This is a genomic window from Pantoea anthophila (assembly GCF_006494375.1).
Classification (GTDB): Bacteria; Pseudomonadota; Gammaproteobacteria; order Enterobacterales; family Enterobacteriaceae; genus Pantoea; species Pantoea anthophila.
In genome coordinates this window covers 1-17365 of record NZ_VHIZ01000041.1, presented here as the reverse complement: position 1 = coordinate 17365, position 17365 = coordinate 1, and the positions used below count along the sequence as shown (strand labels likewise).

Annotated in this window: 17 protein-coding genes; 14 read left to right on the top strand and 3 right to left on the bottom strand. The window is 57.2% G+C overall.

Features of this window, described 5'->3' with window-relative positions; genetic code table 11:
- Positions 1 to 28 precede the first annotated feature (28 nt).
- The 7 genes from ubiE to tatD all read left to right on the top strand — a co-directional run bounded on the left by ubiE (position 29) and on the right by tatD (position 5688).
- The gene (ubiE, locus tag FJW00_RS09795) at positions 29 to 787 is read left to right on the top strand and encodes a bifunctional demethylmenaquinone methyltransferase/2-methoxy-6-polyprenyl-1,4-benzoquinol methylase UbiE (protein ID WP_009088499.1); all 759 of its coding nucleotides are present in this window, start codon (positions 29 to 31) and stop codon (positions 785 to 787) included.
- A gap of 11 nt (positions 788 to 798) precedes the next feature.
- Positions 799 to 1404: a ubiquinone biosynthesis protein UbiJ gene (gene ubiJ / locus FJW00_RS09790; RefSeq protein WP_140923899.1), complete on the top strand. Its 606-nt coding sequence runs from the start codon at positions 799 to 801 to the stop codon at positions 1402 to 1404.
- The gene (ubiB, locus tag FJW00_RS09785) at positions 1401 to 3038 is read left to right on the top strand and encodes a ubiquinone biosynthesis regulatory protein kinase UbiB (protein WP_009088503.1); all 1638 of its coding nucleotides are present in this window, start codon (positions 1401 to 1403) and stop codon (positions 3036 to 3038) included. Before ubiJ ends, ubiB begins: the two co-directional genes overlap by 4 nt.
- Before the next feature lie 109 nt (positions 3039 to 3147).
- Positions 3148 to 3402, top strand: coding sequence for a Sec-independent protein translocase subunit TatA (gene tatA, locus FJW00_RS09780; RefSeq protein ID WP_009088506.1), 255 nt, complete (start codon positions 3148 to 3150; stop codon positions 3400 to 3402).
- 3 nt (positions 3403 to 3405) lie between these two features.
- Positions 3406 to 4059 carry a Sec-independent protein translocase protein TatB gene (gene tatB / locus FJW00_RS09775; protein WP_140923897.1) on the top strand — a complete coding sequence of 218 codons (654 nt, stop codon included), beginning with the start codon at positions 3406 to 3408 and terminating at the stop codon, positions 4057 to 4059.
- Positions 4059 to 4817 (top strand): Sec-independent protein translocase subunit TatC, encoded by a 759-nt coding sequence (gene tatC / locus FJW00_RS09770; RefSeq protein WP_009088508.1) that lies wholly within the window; start codon positions 4059 to 4061, stop codon positions 4815 to 4817. The genes tatB and tatC overlap by 1 nt, the downstream gene beginning before the upstream one ends.
- A gap of 88 nt (positions 4818 to 4905) precedes the next feature.
- Positions 4906 to 5688 carry a 3'-5' ssDNA/RNA exonuclease TatD gene (tatD, locus tag FJW00_RS09765; protein ID WP_140029661.1) on the top strand — a complete coding sequence of 261 codons (783 nt, stop codon included), beginning with the start codon at positions 4906 to 4908 and terminating at the stop codon, positions 5686 to 5688.
- Here tatD and rfaH read toward each other — a convergent pair.
- On the bottom strand, positions 5685 to 6173 hold the full coding sequence (rfaH, locus tag FJW00_RS09760) for a transcription/translation regulatory transformer protein RfaH (protein WP_009088512.1): 489 nt from the start codon (positions 6171 to 6173) through the stop codon (positions 5685 to 5687). The two genes, tatD and rfaH, sit on opposite strands and share 4 nt — an antisense overlap.
- Positions 6174 to 6379: 206 nt before the next feature.
- Between rfaH and pepE the strand changes: the two genes are divergently transcribed.
- The 3 genes from pepE to fre all read left to right on the top strand — a co-directional run bounded on the left by pepE (position 6380) and on the right by fre (position 9413).
- On the top strand, positions 6380 to 7105 hold the full coding sequence (gene pepE / locus FJW00_RS09755) for a dipeptidase PepE (protein WP_058958179.1): 726 nt from the start codon (positions 6380 to 6382) through the stop codon (positions 7103 to 7105).
- Between the two features lie 80 nt (positions 7106 to 7185).
- On the top strand, positions 7186 to 8670 hold the full coding sequence (ubiD, locus tag FJW00_RS09750; protein ID WP_009088516.1) for a 4-hydroxy-3-polyprenylbenzoate decarboxylase: 1485 nt from the start codon (positions 7186 to 7188) through the stop codon (positions 8668 to 8670).
- Positions 8671 to 8711: 41 nt separating this feature from the next.
- Positions 8712 to 9413 carry an NAD(P)H-flavin reductase gene (gene fre, locus FJW00_RS09745; RefSeq protein ID WP_009088519.1) on the top strand — a complete coding sequence of 234 codons (702 nt, stop codon included), beginning with the start codon at positions 8712 to 8714 and terminating at the stop codon, positions 9411 to 9413.
- A gap of 57 nt (positions 9414 to 9470) precedes the next feature.
- On the opposite strand, the gene fadA is transcribed toward fre, so the two are convergent.
- Positions 9471 to 10634: an acetyl-CoA C-acyltransferase FadA gene (gene fadA / locus FJW00_RS09740; RefSeq protein WP_140923895.1), complete on the bottom strand. Its 1164-nt coding sequence runs from the start codon at positions 10632 to 10634 to the stop codon at positions 9471 to 9473.
- 10 nt (positions 10635 to 10644) lie between these two features.
- Positions 10645 to 12828, bottom strand: coding sequence for a fatty acid oxidation complex subunit alpha FadB (gene fadB / locus FJW00_RS09735; protein WP_140923893.1), 2184 nt, complete (start codon positions 12826 to 12828; stop codon positions 10645 to 10647).
- Positions 12829 to 13014: 186 nt separating this feature from the next.
- Between fadB and pepQ the strand changes: the two genes are divergently transcribed.
- The 4 genes from pepQ to hemG are packed head-to-tail and all read left to right on the top strand — an operon-like array spanning position 13015 to position 16998.
- The gene (gene pepQ, locus FJW00_RS09730; RefSeq protein WP_140923890.1) at positions 13015 to 14346 is read left to right on the top strand and encodes a Xaa-Pro dipeptidase; all 1332 of its coding nucleotides are present in this window, start codon (positions 13015 to 13017) and stop codon (positions 14344 to 14346) included.
- Positions 14346 to 14963, top strand: coding sequence for an IMPACT family protein (locus FJW00_RS09725; protein WP_140923888.1), 618 nt, complete (start codon positions 14346 to 14348; stop codon positions 14961 to 14963). Before pepQ ends, FJW00_RS09725 begins: the two co-directional genes overlap by 1 nt.
- A 32-nt stretch (positions 14964 to 14995) precedes the next feature.
- Positions 14996 to 16447 carry a Trk system potassium transporter TrkH gene (gene trkH / locus FJW00_RS09720; protein WP_009088529.1) on the top strand — a complete coding sequence of 484 codons (1452 nt, stop codon included), beginning with the start codon at positions 14996 to 14998 and terminating at the stop codon, positions 16445 to 16447.
- A 17-nt stretch (positions 16448 to 16464) separates the two neighbouring features.
- The gene (gene hemG, locus FJW00_RS09715) at positions 16465 to 16998 is read left to right on the top strand and encodes a menaquinone-dependent protoporphyrinogen IX dehydrogenase (protein WP_009088532.1); all 534 of its coding nucleotides are present in this window, start codon (positions 16465 to 16467) and stop codon (positions 16996 to 16998) included.
- Positions 16999 to 17365: the final 367 nt, after the last annotated feature.

Sequence of the window (17365 nt, the reverse complement as noted above, 5' to 3'; positions counted from 1 at the left end):
AGTATTGTTTGTGGAGCAGGTAAAACCGATGGCAGATGAATCACAGCAGGAAACCACCCATTTTGGCTTTCAGACGGTCGCCAAAAGCGAAAAAGCTGACAAAGTCGCGGATGTGTTTCACTCCGTAGCGGCAAAATATGACCTGATGAACGATTTGATGTCCTTTGGCGTCCATCGTATCTGGAAGCGCTTTACCATAGACAGCAGCGGTGTTCGCCGCGGTCAGCGTGTGTTGGATCTGGCGGGAGGCACCGGCGATCTGACGGCAAAATTCTCTCGTCTGGTGGGTGACACCGGTCAGGTGGTACTGGCGGATATCAACAGTTCCATGCTGAAGATGGGCCGCGAAAAGCTGCGCAATCAGGGTGTGGTGGGCAACGTCAGTTACGTGCAGGCCAACGCAGAAGCTCTGCCTTTCCCTGATAACTACTTCGACTGCATCACCATCTCCTTTGGTCTGCGCAACGTCACGGAAAAAGAGAAGGCGCTGGCCTCCATGTTCCGGGTGCTTAAGCCGGGCGGACGCCTGCTGGTGCTGGAGTTCTCTAAGCCAGTGCTGGACCCGCTGAGCAAAGCGTATGACGCCTACTCGTTCCACATTCTGCCGCGTATCGGCCAGCTGGTGGCGCAGGATGCTGAGAGCTACCGCTATCTGGCCGAATCGATCCGTATGCATCCCGATCAGGAGACCCTGAAGGCGATGATGAACGATGTCGGCTTTGAAAATACCACTTACTCCAACATGACTGGCGGCATCGTGGCGCTGCATCGTGGATTTAAGTTCTGAGTGAGATGGTGATGAACCTGACTCCTTTGATTATGGCGGGCATGGAGACGGCGCTGAACCGTATTCTGTACCGCGATCGTGGCCTTAAGCCGGCGCGGCAACGTCTGAATGGCAAAGTCCTGACACTTCGCCTGAATGAGTTCTCGTCTCCCCTGGTGCTGGTGTTCAGTGAACAGCAGCTGGACGTGTTAGCTGACTGGCAGGACCGCAGCGACTGCACGGTGATCACCTCGCTGAAAAGTCTGCCAAAGCTGCGCGATCGCCAGCAGCTGACGCCGCTGATTCGCAGCGGTGAACTGCAGGTAGAGGGCGATCTGCAGGTGGTGCAGCAGTTCTCGGCGCTGATGGATCTGGCTGAGCTGGATCCGGCGGAATATCTGGCTCCCTGGGTGGGCGACATCGCCGCGCAGGGCATCAGTCAGCGGGCACAGCAGGCTTTCCGCTTTTTCAAAGGTGAAGCAGCGCGTCGTCAGGGATATCTTGGACAGGCCATGACCGAAGAGTGGCGTGTTGCGCCTGGCTCACTGGAACTGGCCTGGTTTTCTGAGGAGGTCGACGCGATGGAACGTTCGCTTGAGGCGCTTGATGCGCGTCTGGCGCAGCTGGAGGCAAAATGAGTTTAGGAGAGATCCGCCGCTTATATCTGATCATGAAGGTGTTTCTGACCTATGGCCTTGATGAACTGATCCCGCAGACACGTCTCACTTTCCTGTTCCGCCTGTGGCGTCGCTCAATTTTCTGGATCCCCAATCTGCACCAGCATGAACCGACCGGTGCGCGTATGCGTATGGCGATGGAGCAGCTGGGGCCGGTCTGGATCAAGTTTGGTCAGATGCTGTCAACGCGCCGGGATCTCTTCCCGCCGCTGATCGCCGATCAGCTGGCGATCCTGCAGGACCGTGTGGCGCCCTTTGATGGCGTCAAAGCGAAAGCACAGATTGAAGCCTCAATGGGCGCACCCATCGAGACCTGGTTTGATGATTTTGACATTAAGCCGCTGGCGTCTGCGTCGATTGCGCAGGTTCACACCGCCACACTGAAATCTAACGGCAAAAAAGTGGTGATCAAAGTGATCCGCCCCGACATTTTGCCGGTGATCAAAGCGGATATGAAGCTGATCTATCGCCTGGCGCGCTGGGTTCCGCGTCTGCTGCCGGATGGCCGTCGTCTGCGTCCGGTCGAAGTGGTGCGCGATTATGAGAAAACCCTGCTTGATGAGCTGAACTTGTTACGCGAAGCCGCTAACGCCATTCAGTTACGCCGCAATTTTGAAGAGAGCCGTATGCTCTATGTGCCGGAAGTCTATTCCGACTATTGCAGCGAAACCATGATGGTGATGGAGCGCATTTACGGTATCCCGATTTCCGACGTTGCGACGCTGGAGCGCCATGGCGTGAACATGAAGCTGCTGGCCGAACGCGGTGTCCAGGTCTTCTTTACCCAGGTCTTCCGCGACAGCTTCTTCCACGCAGATATGCATCCGGGCAATATTTTTGTCAGCTATGAACACCCGGAAGATCCGCAATATATCGGTATCGACTGCGGCATCGTGGGGTCGCTGAACAAAGAAGATAAGCGTTATCTGGCAGAAAACTTTATCGCGTTCTTCAACCGTGACTATCGCAAGGTTGCCGAGCTGCACGTTGATTCCGGCTGGGTTCCGCCCGATACCAACGTCGAAGATTTCGAGTTTGCGATTCGCACGGTGTGTGAGCCGATTTTTGAAAAGCCGCTGGCTGAGATCTCGTTCGGGCATGTGCTGCTGAACCTGTTCAACACCGCGCGTCGCTTTAATATGGAAGTGCAGCCGCAGCTGGTGCTGCTGCAAAAAACGCTGCTTTATGTGGAAGGCATTGGCCGTCAGCTCTACCCACAGCTCGACCTGTGGAAAACGGCCAAACCCTTCCTGGAAGAGTGGATCAAGGATCAGGTGGGTATCCCCGCCATTATCCGTGCGGTCAAAGAGAAAGCGCCGTTCTGGGCTGAAAAACTCCCGGAGCTGCCAGAACTCTTTTACGACAGCATGCGCCAGCACAAGCTTTTACGGCACAGCGTCGATAAATTAGTGGGCGATCTCAATGCGCAGCGCGTCCGTCATCATCAGGCGCGTTATCTGTTTGGCGTCGGTGCCACACTGCTGCTAAGCGGAACGGCAGTTCTGCTCACCCGACCGGACTGGGATCTCTTTCCGGCGGTTCTGATGGCGGCAGGAATCGTTTCATGGCTAATCGGCTGGCGTAAGACAAACTGATTGTCACGTCTGTTTAAAAAAAGGTAATGTCGCTGGCTAAAGCCCGGCTAAAAAGGGCACTCTGTCCTGCATTACCTTATCGTTTTCACAGAATATTAGAGGCTATCTCATGGGCGGTATCAGTATCTGGCAACTGTTAATCATTGCCGTGATTGTTGTACTTCTGTTCGGTACCAATAAATTACGTAATCTGGGTTCGGATTTAGGTTCTTCGATTCGTGGCTTCAAAAAGGCCATGAGTGATGAGGACGACAAAAAGGATCAACCGAAAGAGCAGGACGCTGACTTCGCTGCCAAAACACTGGCGGACAAACAGCAAACTTCGGCTAACAAAGAAGAAGCCAAGAACGACAAGCAGGTGTAAACCGTGTTCGATATTGGTTTTAGTGAACTGGTATTGGTGTTCGTTATCGGGCTGATTGTACTCGGCCCGCAACGATTACCGGTTGCGGTGAAAACCGTGGTCGGCTGGATCAGGGCGATTCGTTCGCTGGCAGCCAATGTACAACATGAACTGGCGCAGGAACTCAAACTGCAGGAGTTGCAGGAGAGCCTGAAAAAGGTGGAAGAGGCGGGCCGTGGCACGCTCTCCCCTGAGCTGAAGGAGTCGATGGAAGAGCTGCGTAAAACGGCAGATTCAATGAAGCGCTCGGTCAGTCAGAGCATCGACATTGAAAAAGAGGAAGACGAAGCGAACACCATCCACTCTGCACAGCATCGGTATGCCCCTGAGCCTGCTGCGACGGAAACCGCCGCGACGCCAGCCTCAGCAGAGCATCAGGCCAGCGCACCGGCACAGGCACCGTCTGCGGTAGTGGGTGCCGATGCCGCGGTGCAACCCGCACCGGCCGCGGCCGCACAGCGACCCTCTGCTGCGCCATCCGCTCCGGCTGCGCCATCCTCTGCTGCACCTGCTGCTGTGGCCAGCGCACCGGCACAGGCACCCGCTGGCGAATCCGCCAGGTCATCAGAGTCTGCGCGTCCTTCCGCGACCTCCTCTCCTGCAGGTGATGAACGATAATGGCCGTTGAAGATACCCAACCGCTCATCAGCCATCTGATTGAGCTGCGTAAGCGATTACTGAACTGCATCATCGCCGTACTGGTCATTTTCCTGGTACTGGTCTATTTCGCCAACGACATCTACCAGCTGGTCGCATCACCGCTGATCAGTCAGATGCCGGTGGGCTCCAGCATGATTGCAACCGATGTCGCCTCGCCGTTCTTTACCCCGATAAAGCTGACCATCATCGTGTCAGTGTTTCTCGCGGTGCCGGTGATCCTCTATCAGGTCTGGGCATTTGTCGCCCCGGCGCTCTACCGGCATGAGCGCAGGCTGGTGATGCCGCTGCTCTTTTCCAGCACCTTCCTGTTCTACTTCGGTGTGGCCTTTGCTTATTTCGTCGTTTTCCCGCTGGCATTTGGCTTTTTCACCAAGACCGCGCCCATCGGCGTGACGGTCGCAACGGATATCGCCAAATACCTCGATTTCGTCATGACTCTCTTCATGGCCTTTGGGGTGGCGTTTGAGGTGCCGGTGGCGATCGTGTTGCTCTGCTGGACCGGTATCACCAGCCCGGAAGATCTGAAAAAGAAACGTCCCTATATTCTGGTGGGCGCTTTCGTAGTCGGGATGCTGCTCACACCTCCGGACGTTTTTTCCCAAACTTTGCTCGCTATTCCGATGTACTGCCTGTTTGAAGTCGGCGTATTCTTTTCCCGTTACTATGTGGGTAAAGGCCGCTGGTCACAGGATGAGGATAAACATACCGACGCCTGACGCTGACCGTATGACCCGCACAGGCGGGAAGCGAGCCATCCAGACCGCCCCTCCGGGCGGTTTTTTTTTACAAACTGTGGGAAAAATTATGTTTGATATCGGTGTAAACCTGACCAGCACGCAATTCGCCTCCGACCGGCAAAAGGTGGTTAAACGCGCGCGTGATGCGGGCGTCACCGGCATGCTTATTACCGGCACCAACGCGCTGGAGAGCCAGCAGGCTCAGCGACTGGCTGAAGGCCAGCCCGGCTTTTGCTGGTCTACCGCGGGCGTTCACCCTCATCATGCCAGCGAATGGTCGCTGGAGATCGCCAGCACCCTGCGCCGGCTGGCGGAAAAACCGGAAGTGGTCGCCATTGGTGAATGCGGACTCGATTTTAATCGCAACCTCTCGGCCCATGAGCAGCAGGAGTATGCATTTGACGCACAGCTGGCGCTGGCCGCAGAACTCAATATGCCGGTGTTCCTGCACTGCCGTGAAGCCCATGCGCGTTTCGCTGCGGTGCTTGCCCCCTGGCTGCCAAAACTGCCGGGTGCGGTGATCCACTGCTTTACCGGCACGCGCGACGAACTGGAAGCCTGTCTGGAAATGGGGTTATCTGTGGGCATTACGGGCTGGGTCTGCGATGAGCGTCGGGGTCTGGAACTGCGTGAGCTGCTGCCGCTGATCCCGGCCGAACGCCTGCTGCTGGAAACGGATGCGCCCTACCTGTTGCCGCGCGACATGCGTCCGCGTCCGCCTTCGCGCCGCAACGAACCCTGCTTTTTACCGCATATTGTCAATCAGGTGGCGACATGGCGAGGTGAGAGTGCGGAGGCACTGGCGGCCCGCATTGATCATAATGCGCGGACGCTGTTCAGACTGGCTTAAAGCTTGCGGAACTGCTTGTTATCGACGCTGCGCATCACCTGCTTGTTGAGGAGATTCAGCAACAGGATCGAGCGTGTTTCACCATCCGGCTCGGCAAAAATGGCGCGCAGCCCTTCAAACGTTCCTTCGGTGATAACAACCTCATCGCCGCTCTGTGGCGTTTCAGGATCGAGCAGGATTTGCGGGACGTCGGTTTCCAGCGCTTCGATGACCGCCGACGGCACGGTTGCCGGGGTGGAGCCGAAGCGGACAAAGTGACTGACACCGCGGGTGCTGCTGATGGTGGTGGTGTGAATCTCTTCAGGATCGAATTCGATAAACAGGTAGTTAGGGAACAGCGGCTCACTCACCGTGGTGCGTTTACCGCGCACGATCTTTTCCAGAGCGATCATCGGGCTGAGGCAATGCACCTCCTGCCGCTCGAGATGCTCCTTCGCGCGCAATAGCTGTCCACGTTTGCAATAGAGTAAGTACCAGGCTTCCATAACGGCTCCCATTGAATGGACGCTAAGAATAGCAAACCTGTTGCCAGAGTTATAGCGCAGGGGCAGGGTAAAGCGGCCCGCAGAGAAAATAAATTGAGACTTTTCTTAGCAGGCCGGAGGCGGGCAGAAACGGTAACGGGAAATTGACGTGCACCAGGGCTCTGTATCAGACTCGATAACCTTCACCCCTGCAAAAGGAACGTCTGATGGAACTCTTTCTGTTGAGCAATGGCAGGCTGGCGGACGATGCGCCGCTGCTGGGTTATGCGCAGCCGCAGCTGCACGCGATGATCGCCCGACGCGCTATCCGCTCGGCGGTCCTGATCCCCTACGCGATAATCCGGGGCGATCAGCAGCAGCGCGCCGCCGAACTCACGGCCTCTCTGGGCATCCCGGTCAGGCTGGTTCAATCCTTTGCCTCACCGGCTGAGGCGATTGCACAGGCAGAACTGATTCTGGTCAGCGGCGGCAACACCTGGTTTCTGAACCAGATGCTGCATGAGCAGGATCTCATCGTCCCGATCCAGCGTGCGGTACGTGAGCGACAGGTGCCTTATCTCGGCTGGAGCGCGGGCTGCAATGTGGCGACGCCCTCCATCCGCACCACCAACGATATGCCGGTGCGCAGCAGTGTGGTGCTGCCCGCGCTGGGACTCTTCCCGGTGCAGATCAATCCCCACTATCTTGATGCCAGCGTCAGCGGCCATATGGGCGAAACCCGCGATGAGCGTCTGGCGGAGTTCTGCGCGGTCAATCCGACGGAGTCGGTGATTGCCCTGCGTGAAGGCAGTTTTCTGCACCTGCATGACAACCAGCTGCGCTATCACAGCGTGCGAAACGAGGACTTTAAGCTGTTTCGCCACGGCGACCCGATTCAGGGAATGCACGATACCCGCGCACTGCAGCCGCTGGTTCCCTTTCAGTGCGTATGAGGCTGCGGTATAAACCTCAGCAACTCCGCGTAATCAGACCTATAATGGCCGATTCACTCTGGCCGGAATGTTAAAGCCGCATGAAATACCACGATTTGAGAGACTTCCTCGCGCTGCTTGAACAGCGCGGTGAGCTAAAGCGCATTACCCAGTCCATCGATCCCGAACTGGAAATGACGGAGATTGCCGATCGCACGCTGCGTGCCGGTGGCCCCGCCCTGCTGTTTGAAAACCCGAAAGGGTACGATATGCCGGTGCTGTGCAACCTGTTCGGCACGCCTAAGCGCGTGGCCATGGGCATGGGGCAGGAGGAGGTGAGCGCCCTGCGTGAAGTGGGTAAGCTGCTGGCCTTCCTGAAAGAGCCTGAGCCGCCAAAAGGCTTCCGCGACCTGTTCGATAAAATGCCGCAGTTTAAGCAGGTGCTGAACATGCCGACCAAACGGCTGCGTAATGCGCCCTGTCAGGAAGAGGTGTTCAGCGGTGATGAGGTCGACCTGACGCGTATTCCGGTCATGAAGTGCTGGCCAGGCGATGCCGCACCGCTGATTACCTGGGGACTGACCGTCACGCGCGGCCCCCACAAAGAGCGCCAGAATCTCGGTATTTACCGTCAGCAGGTGATCGGTAAAAATCGTCTGATCATGCGCTGGCTGTCGCACCGTGGCGGCGCGCTTGATTTTCAGGAGTGGACGAAAGCGCATCCGGGTGAACGTTTTCCGGTTTCGGTCGCGCTGGGCGCCGATCCTGCCACCATCCTCGGCGCGGTGACGCCGGTGCCTGACACGCTGTCAGAATATGCGTTTGCCGGTCTGCTGCGCGGCAACAAAACGGAAGTGGTGAAGTGCCTGTCGAACGATCTTGAAGTGCCGGCCAGTGCGGAAATCGTGCTGGAAGGCTATATCGAAGCGGGCGATATGGCGCCAGAAGGCCCCTACGGCGACCACACTGGCTACTACAATGAAGTGGATAGCTTCCCGGTATTTACCGTGACGCATATCACGCAGCGTCGTCAGCCGATCTATCACTCCACCTATACCGGGCGTCCGCCAGATGAACCCGCCGTACTGGGCGTGGCGCTGAATGAAGTTCTGGTACCAATTCTGATTAAGCAGTTCCCGGAGATCGTGGACTTCTACCTGCCGCCTGAAGGTTGCTCCTACCGGCTGGCGGTTGTGACGATTAAAAAGCAGTACGCAGGGCATGCCAAACGTGTCATGTTTGGCGTCTGGTCATTTTTGCGGCAGTTCATGTACACCAAATTTGTTATTGTGTGTGACGATGATGTTAATGCGCGCGACTGGAATGACGTGATCTGGGCGATCACCACGCGAATGGATCCGGCCCGTGATACGGTATTAGTCGAAAATACCCCTATCGACTATCTCGATTTCGCCTCGCCGGTTTCCGGGCTGGGGTCGAAGATGGGGCTTGATGCAACCAATAAGTGGCCGGGTGAAACGCAGCGTGAATGGGGTACGCCCATTGTTAAAGATCCTGCGGTCACGGCGCGCATTGATGCTATCTGGGATGAGCTAGGTATTCTTGATCAGCCGCCACAGCGTTGATGGCGAGCACAACCATAAAGACGACCCGACAGAGGGAACGCATGACAACGTTAAGCTGTAAAGTAACTTCGGTTGAGGCGATTACCGACACGGTCTATCGCGTTCGCCTGATCCCTGAAGCGGAATTCAGTTTTCGCGCGGGGCAGTATCTGATGGTCGTGATGGATGAGCGTGATAAGCGTCCGTTCTCACTGGCCTCAACGCCGATGGAAAAAGATATTATTGAGCTGCATATCGGCGCGTCCGATCTCAACCTCTATGCGATGGCGGTGATGGATCGGATCCGCAACGATCGCCAGATCACCGTCGATATGCCGCACGGTGACGCCTGGCTGCGCGAAGAGAGCAGTAAGCCGCTGATCCTGATTGCAGGTGGCACCGGCTTCTCCTACGCCCGTTCGATTCTGCTCACCGCGCTGGCGGAACAGCCGGAGCGCGATATCGCCATTTACTGGGGCGGACGTGAGCTTAAGCATCTGTACGATCTGGACGAGCTGAATGCGCTGGCGGTGAAGCACCCGAACCTGAAAGTGATCCCGGTTGTTGAACAGCCTGAAGCGGGCTGGCAGGGACGTTCCGGTACGGTACTGACCGCGGTGATGCAGGATTTCAGCACGCTGAGCGAACATGAAATCTACATCGCCGGACGCTTTGAGATGGCGAAGATTGCCCGCGACCGTTTTTGTGCCGAGCGTGGCGCAGTCGAGTCACAGATGTATGGCGATGCGTTTGCCTTTATCTGATCGCCGGCAGCAGACAGAAAAAACCCNCGGGTAAATCTGACAAAAAAACGCAACGTATTACAGACGCTCGAATACGGTTGCGATCCCCTGGCCCAGCCCGATACACATGGTGGCAAGACCCAGGCTGGCATCGCGTCGTTCCATAATGTTCAGCAGCGTGGTACTGATACGCGCGCCGGAACAGCCCAGCGGATGGCCTAACGCAATCGCGCCGCCATTCAGATTGACCTTTTCATCCATCTGCTCCAGCAAGCCTAAATCTTTGATGCACGGCAGTGTCTGCGCAGCAAAGGCTTCGTTCAGCTCAAAGACGTCGATATCGCTGACGCTCAGTCCCGCCCGTTTTAACGCCAGCTTACTGGCCGGAACCGGCCCATAGCCCATGATTGAAGGATCGCAGCCCACCACGGCCATGCTGCGGATGCGGGCGCGCGGCGTCAGTCCCAGCTCGCGGGCGCGTGATTCGCTCATCACCAGCATGGCGGCTGCGCCATCTGACAACGCTGACGAAGAGCCCGCCGTCACGGTGCCATTCACCGGATCGAAAGCCGGTTTCAGCGCCGCCAGGCCTTCGGCGCTGGTCTCTTCACGGATCACTTCATCGAAATCATAACGTTTGAGGATGCCGTCGCTGTCATGACCATAGGTGGCGACAATCTCTGTCGCAAAATCACCGCGCCGGGTGGCCTGCCAGGCCCGCTGGTGCGAACGCAGGGCAAACGCATCCTGCTGCTCACGGCTGATATGATGCATTCGCGCCAGCATTTCTGCCGTCAGGCCCATCATCCCTGCGGCTTTGGCAACCGTCCGGCTAAGCCCGGGATGAAAGTCGACGCCGTGGTTCATCGGCACATGCCCCATATGCTCCACGCCACCGATCAGACAGCTCCGGGCATCACCGACCATAATGGCGCGGGCGGCATCGTGCAGCGCCTGCATGGAAGAGCCACACAGCCGGTTGACGGTGCTGGCTGGCACCGTGTGGGGAATTTCGGCCAGCAGGGCAGCGTTACGTGCGATATTAAATCCCTGCTCCAGCGTCTGCTGCACGCAGCCCCAGAGAATGTCATCCAGCTCTGCCGGGTTCACCGTCGGGTTGCGGCTCAGCAGTTCACGCATCAGATGCGCAGAGAGATCTTCGGCGCGCACATGACGGAAGGCGCCGCCTTTTGACCGGCCCATTGGCGTGCGCACGGCATCAATAATCACCACATTTTCCATCTTCTTGCCCTCAGGCGCTTTTCAGCGCGGCTTCATCAATCGGTTTGGCGGCGGGATACCAGCTTTCATGCTGATGGGCTTTCTGCAGCAGCAGTGCAGGCAGGGCATACAGGCCACCGAGGCCGCTATAACGCCGGGCCTGATCCACCACGTTGCTGTTGCCCAGAGTATCGAGATAGCGGAAAGCCCCGCCACGGAAAGGCGGGAAGCCGAGGCCATACACCAGCGCCATATCGGCTTCAGCCGGTGAGGCGATAATCTTCTCTTCCAGGCAGCGCACCACTTCGTTCAGCATCGGCAGCATCATGCGGTTCAGAATCTCTTCATCGCTGAAGATTCGCGCGGGCTGACAGGCCTGTTGCAGCAGCGTATCGACATCGGCATCGGCCACTTTTTTTGGCTTGCCCTTTTTATCTTCTTCCCAGCGCCAGAAGCCTTTGCCATTTTTCTGGCCAAAGCGACCAGCCTCAAACAGCAGATCGATTGCGTCGCGATAGTCATGCTTCATGCGGTCCGGGAACCCGTCAGCCATCACGCTTTGCGCATGGTGCGCCGTATCGATGCCCACGACATCCAGCAGCCATGACGGCCCCATCGGCCAGCCAAACTGTTTTTCCATGACCTTATCTATCTGTCGGAAATCTGCGCCATCGCGCAGGAGCAGGCTGAAAGCGGCGAAGTAGGGGAACAGCACCCGGTTAACAAAGAAGCCGGGGCAGTCGTTGACCACGATAGGGGTTTTGCCCATTTTGCTGGCCCAGGCCACCACTTTGCCAAGGGTCGCTTCACTGGTTTTCTCGCCCCGGATCACTTCGACCAGCGGCATACGCGGCACCGGGTTAAAGAAGTGCATGCCACAGAAGTTTTCCGGGCGCTGCAACGCCTGCGCCAGCTGGCTGATAGGAATGGTCGAGGTATTCGAGGCCAGAACGGCATCGTCACGCAGATGCCGCTCTGTTTCAGCCAGCACTTTAGCCTTGATCTGCGGATTCTCGACCACCGCTTCCACCACCACGTCGGCCAGTTCAAAACCGGCGTAATCCAGCGTGGGCTGGATGGTGGCGATGACGCTGGCCAGCCTGTTGCCGTCAATTTTTCCGCGCGCCAGCTGGGTGTTAAGCAGCTTGCTGGCTTCATTCATCCCCAGCGTCAGCGCCTGTGGATTGATATCTTTCATTCTGACCGGCACGCCTTTCCAGGCAGACTGGTAGCTGATGCCACCGCCCATGATCCCTGCGCCCAGCACTGCCGCCTGAGCAGGTGCGCCGCTTTCGCTGGCGCGTTTTTTTGCCAGCCCTTTAACGTACTGATCGTTGAGGAAGATGCCGACCAGAGCGCGCGCTTCGTCAGACTGCGCCAGCGGCACAAATGCAGCCGTTTCAAGCTTCAGCGCATCATCACGACCGAGACTGGCCGCGGCCTCAATGGTTTTTACCGCCATCAGCGGAGCGGGGTAATGTTTTCCTGCGGTCTGCATCACCATGCCCTTCGCAATGGTAAAACTCATCGCCGCCTCAATCGGGCTGAGCTTCAGCGGGGCCAGTTTAGGCGCACGGCGCGCCTGCCAGCTGCCCTCTTCGGCGGCCGCTCTGAGCATGGTGATGCCCGCTTCGCGCAGTTTGTCACGGGCAACCACCGCATCGACCAAGCCCAGTTTCAGCGCGGCATTGCCATCCACATCTTTACCGGCGGCAATAATTTCCAGCGCGCTGTCGGCTCCCAGCAGGCGGGGCAACCTTACGCTGCCGCCAAAGCCTGGCATGATGCCGAGTCTGGTTTCCGGCAGGCCGATGCGGGCATCCGCAGTGGCGATGCGCATGTCGGTCGCCAGGACGCACTCACATCCGCCACCCAGCGCATAACCATCAATGGCTGCCAGGGTGGGCACGGGCAAATCTTCCAGACGGTTGAAGATGCTGTTGGCGTAACTCAGCCACTGGCTCAGCTTTTCGGTGGGAGCATCAAACAGGGAAAGGAACTCGGTAATATCCGCGCCCACGATAAAGGCGGGTTTAGCGGAGCTCAGCAGCAGGCCGCGCAGTGCTGGCTGCTGTTCCAGGACCGCAATGGCCTCGCCCAGACTGGCGACCGTTTGCGTATCCAGCTTGTTGACTGAGCCTGTGGCATCAAAAACCAGCTCGGCGATGCCATCGTCCAGCCAGTGAAGGGTAAGGTTAGCGCCTTGGTAGAGCATGTGCGTCTCCTGAAACCGCGAAAGGTGATCTGGTCATACCAGATGATCGTGAGTGTGGGAGTGATGTTAATTTTTTGCAAACCGCTCTTTGCTTATTTGCTAACAAGATCACAGCCACGCCGGCTTCGGCATCTGAGCAAGGGGTATGCTAAACTGCGGCCATTTCGCGACACGGGAGAGACGGCTATGGATTCACTGAAGACCTTGTATCACGCGCACATCGCCACGTTGCAGCAACGGGCGCAGCAGGTGCTGGCACGCAATAAACTGGATGCGATGCTGATCCATTCCGGTGAGTTGCTGACGGTGTTTCTGGATGACCACACCTATCCGTTTAAGGTGAATCCGCAGTTCAAAGCCTGGGTGCCGGTCACGCAGGTGCCTAACTGCTGGCTCTGGATCGATGGCGTGAACAAGCCGAAACTGTGGTTCTACTCTCCGGTGGATTACTGGCATAACGTTGAACCGCTGCCGGACAGTTTCTGGACCGGAGATGTCGAGGTTATCGGCCTGAAAAACGCCGATGAGATTGCGCAGCTGCTCCCTGCACAGCGTGATAATGTCACCTATATCGGGCCGGTTAATGCACGCGCGGCGCAGCTCGGAATCTCCTCAGACAACATCAACCCTAAAGCGGTCATCGACTTTCTGCACTACCATCGCAGCATCAAAACCGACTATGAACTGGCCTGTCTGCGTCAGGCGCAGAAGCTGGCGGTTGCGGGTCATCGCGCGGCCAAAGAGGCGTTCTCTGCGGGCCTGAGCGAATTTGACATCAATCAGGCTTACCTGACCGCGACCGGCCATCGTGATACCGATGTGCCGTACGGCAATATTATTGCGCTGAATGAACACGCGGCGGTGCTGCACTACACCCGCCTGGATCATCAGCCACCGGCGAAACGACACAGCTTCCTGATTGATGCGGGGGCCGAATATCTGGGCTACGCCGCCGATCTGACCCGCAGCTATGCGGCGCAGAGCAGCTCGCTCTATGCCAGAATGGTGGAGGCGATGAACGCCGAGGAGCTGGCGTTAATCGCCACGCTGAAGCCGGGGGTGCGCTACACCGATTATCATCTTCAGATGCACCAGCGTATTGCGAAGATGTTGCTGAAGTTTGAGCTGGTGCAGGGAATCAGCGAAGAGGCGCTGGTGGCTGAAGATCTGACCGGGCCATTTATGCCACACGGTCTGGGACATCCGCTGGGCTTGCAGGTGCATGACGTTGCCGGGTTTATGCAGGATGAGCAGGGCACCCATCTCGCCGCGCCTGCGCAGTATCCTTACCTTCGCTGCACCCGCGTGCTGCAACCCGGCATGGTCTTAACCATCGAGCCGGGCTTCTATATTATCGACTCGTTACTGGCGCCGCTGCGTCAGGGCCGTTTCAGTCAGCACTTTAACTGGCAGGCGATTGATGCGCTTCGGCCTTATGGCGGCATTCGCATCGAAGATAACGTGGTGATCCATCCAAACCGCGTTGAAAACATGACCCGCGATCTGCATCTGGCCTGATGGACGCTTTTGATATTCCCGCGCTGGCCGTGAGCATCAGTGAGGAAACCATCAAAAAGAGTCGCTTTATTACGCTGCTGGCGCACACCGAGGGGACAGAGGCCGCGCGCGCCTTTGTCCAGCAGGTGAAAAGCGAGCATCCTGCTGCCCGGCATCACTGCTGGGCCTGGGTGGCGGGCGCGCCGGATGACTCTCAGCAGCTCGGTTTTTCGGATGATGGTGAGCCGTCGGGCACCGCCGGGAAACCGATGCTGGCGCAGCTGATGGGTGCCGGTATTGGCGAGGTGACCGCTGTGGTGGTGCGTTATTACGGCGGCATCATGCTGGGCACCGGTGGCCTGGTGAAGGCGTATGGCGGTGGCGTCCAGCAGGGACTGAAGCAGTTACCGCGACAGCGCAAAGTGCCGATGATGGTTTTCACGCTGCAATGCGACTATGCACAGCTTAGCGATATCGAACGGCTGGTGCAGCGTTTTGAAGGTAAGGTGACCGACAGCCACTATCAGGATCGTATTGCGCTGACGCTGGCATTGCCTTACGGACAGATCGAGGGCTTCAAAAAAAATCTGTCAGACTTTAGCCGGGGCGCGTTGTCGCTGATCCCGCTCACACCATGATGTTCATCTCTCTTATTTAAAGGAACGGCTGAATGCACTTTCGCGCCATTACCCGCATCGTCGGTCTGCTGGTAATTCTTTTTTCAGTGACAATGATTCTGCCCGGCCTCGTCGCATTAATTTATCGCGATGGCGCGGGACGGGCGTTCAGCCAGACATTTATGATGGCGCTGGTGATCGGCTCGCTGCTGTGGTGGCCGAACCGTAAAAAGAAAACCGAACTCAAACCCCGCGAAGGGTTTCTGATCGTCGTCCTGTTCTGGACGGTGCTGGGCAGCGTAGGGGCCATGCCCTTTATCTTTGCGGAGCAGCCGCATCTTTCCGTCACGGATGCGTTCTTTGAATCTTTCTCGGGCCTGACAACCACCGGAGCCACCACGCTGGTGGGGCTGGACTCGCTGCCTAAGGCCATCCTCTTCTACCGGCAGATGCTGCAGTGGCTGGGCGGGATGGGGATCATCGTGTTAGCGGTAGCCATCCTGCCGATTCTGGGCGTCGGGGGCATGCAGCTTTATCGCGCTGAAATGCCGGGACCCCTGAAAGACAATAAAATGCGCCCGCGCATCGCCGAGACGGCCAAGACACTCTGGCTGATCTATGTTCTGCTGACCGTAGCCTGCGCGCTGGCACTCTGGCTGGCGGGCATGCCGGCGTTCGATGCTATCGGCCACAGCTTTTCGACCATCGCCATTGGCGGCTTCTCAACTCATGATGCCAGCATCGGCTACTTTAACAGCAGCACCATCAATACTATCGTGGCGGTGTTCCTGCTGATCTCCGGCTGTAACTACGGCCTGCACTTTTCCATGCTAAGCGGACGTAACCTGCGCGTGTACTGGCGGGACCCGGAGTTCCGCATGTTTATCGGCGTTCAGCTGACGCTGGTTCTGATCTGTACGGTGGTGCTCTGGTTCCACAATGTCTATGCCAGCGGCTGGCAGACCCTGAACCAGGCCTTTTTCCAGGTGGTGTCCATGGCGACGACGGCGGGTTTCACGACCGACAGTATCGCTCGCTGGCCGCTGTTCCTGCCGGTTCTGCTGTTGTGCTCAGCTTTCATTGGTGGCTGTGCCGGTTCAACCGGGGGGGGCCTGAAGGTGATCCGCATTCTGCTGTTGTGCAAACAGGGTAACCGCGAGCTTAAGCGTCTGGTTCACCCGAATGCGGTGTACACCATTAAGCTGGGCAATCGTGCGCTGCCGGAGCGTATTCTGGAAGCCGTCTGGGGATTCTTCTCGGCCTATGCGCTGGTGTTCCTGGTGAGCATGCTGGCGATCATCGCCACGGGCGTCGATGACTTCTCCGCTTTTGCTGCCGTTGCCGCGACGCTGAATAACCTCGGGCCGGGCTTAGGCGTCGTGGCAGACAACTTCACGTCTATGAATGATGTGGCGAAATGGATACTTATCTCTACCATGTTGTTCGGGCGTCTCGAGGTTTTCACCTTGCTGGTGCTGTTCACGCCTACTTTCTGGCGTGAATAATTAATAAGGATGCTGACATGAAAGCGCTGATTCTCTATTCCACCCGCGACGGGCAAACGCAGAAGATTGCTTCCGCTCTTGCGGAGACCATCCGGCAGCAGCAGCCGTGTGATGTGCTGAACATTCAGGATGCCGCTGTGCCTGACTGGACACAGTATGATCGCGTACTGATTGGCGCCTCGATCCGCTATGGCCATTTTCAGCCGGTCGTCGAGACCTTCGTTAAGCAACATCTCCCTGCGCTGCAGCAGCGTACCAGCGGTTTCTTTTCGGTAAACCTCACGGCACGCAAACCTGAGAAGCGTTCTCCTGAAACGAATGCCTATACCCGGAAGTTCTTATTGCAGTCTCCATGGCAGCCTGACTGCTGTGCCGTATTCGCAGGGGCGCTCTATTATCCCCGCTATCGCTGGTTTGACCGCGTGATGATTCAGCTGATTATGCGTATGACCGGCGGTGAAACCGATGCAACGAAAGAAGTGGAATACACGGACTGGCAACAGGTGAGCCGTTTTGCCCATGAATTTGCACAGTTACCAGGCAAATCGTAGCGAAATAGCGCGATTTGGTGAAAATTACTTCGAACAGTAATCTTTTCGCAATAAACGCTTGTCAGGCCGCGCGAACTCCCTATAATGCGCCTCCATCGACACGGCACACCGGCAACGGGAAACGGGTTGAAGGTTCAGGAGACTGAGCCGCCGGAGAAAAACTTCTGAAAAAAGAGGTTGACTCTGAAGGAGGAAAGCGTAATATACGCCACCTCGCGACAGGACGCTAACGCACTGTTCGCACTGCTCTTTAACAATTTATCAGACAATCTGTGTGGGCACTCGCAGGATTGATATCAGCGTCCCCGGACGCACAAAAATATCAAAGCCTCACGAGTGAACACATAATGAAATTCATTATGACGTT

Coding starts and splice junctions, on each gene's coding strand:
- FJW00_RS09725 (WP_140923888.1), top strand. CDS start 14,346: ATGGACGCTTTTGATATTCCCGCGCTGGCCGTGAGCATCAGTGAGGAA.
- rfaH (WP_009088512.1), bottom strand. CDS start 6,173: ATGGAAGCCTGGTACTTACTCTATTGCAAACGTGGACAGCTATTGCGC.
- trkH (WP_009088529.1), top strand. CDS start 14,996: ATGCACTTTCGCGCCATTACCCGCATCGTCGGTCTGCTGGTAATTCTT.
- ubiJ (WP_140923899.1), top strand. CDS start 799: ATGAACCTGACTCCTTTGATTATGGCGGGCATGGAGACGGCGCTGAAC.
- ubiE (WP_009088499.1), top strand. CDS start 29: ATGGCAGATGAATCACAGCAGGAAACCACCCATTTTGGCTTTCAGACG.
- tatD (WP_140029661.1), top strand. CDS start 4,906: ATGTTTGATATCGGTGTAAACCTGACCAGCACGCAATTCGCCTCCGAC.
- fre (WP_009088519.1), top strand. CDS start 8,712: ATGACAACGTTAAGCTGTAAAGTAACTTCGGTTGAGGCGATTACCGAC.
- fadB (WP_140923893.1), bottom strand. CDS start 12,828: ATGCTCTACCAAGGCGCTAACCTTACCCTTCACTGGCTGGACGATGGC.
- pepQ (WP_140923890.1), top strand. CDS start 13,015: ATGGATTCACTGAAGACCTTGTATCACGCGCACATCGCCACGTTGCAG.
- hemG (WP_009088532.1), top strand. CDS start 16,465: ATGAAAGCGCTGATTCTCTATTCCACCCGCGACGGGCAAACGCAGAAG.
- ubiD (WP_009088516.1), top strand. CDS start 7,186: ATGAAATACCACGATTTGAGAGACTTCCTCGCGCTGCTTGAACAGCGC.
- tatC (WP_009088508.1), top strand. CDS start 4,059: ATGGCCGTTGAAGATACCCAACCGCTCATCAGCCATCTGATTGAGCTG.
- pepE (WP_058958179.1), top strand. CDS start 6,380: ATGGAACTCTTTCTGTTGAGCAATGGCAGGCTGGCGGACGATGCGCCG.
- tatA (WP_009088506.1), top strand. CDS start 3,148: ATGGGCGGTATCAGTATCTGGCAACTGTTAATCATTGCCGTGATTGTT.
- fadA (WP_140923895.1), bottom strand. CDS start 10,634: ATGGAAAATGTGGTGATTATTGATGCCGTGCGCACGCCAATGGGCCGG.
- ubiB (WP_009088503.1), top strand. CDS start 1,401: ATGAGTTTAGGAGAGATCCGCCGCTTATATCTGATCATGAAGGTGTTT.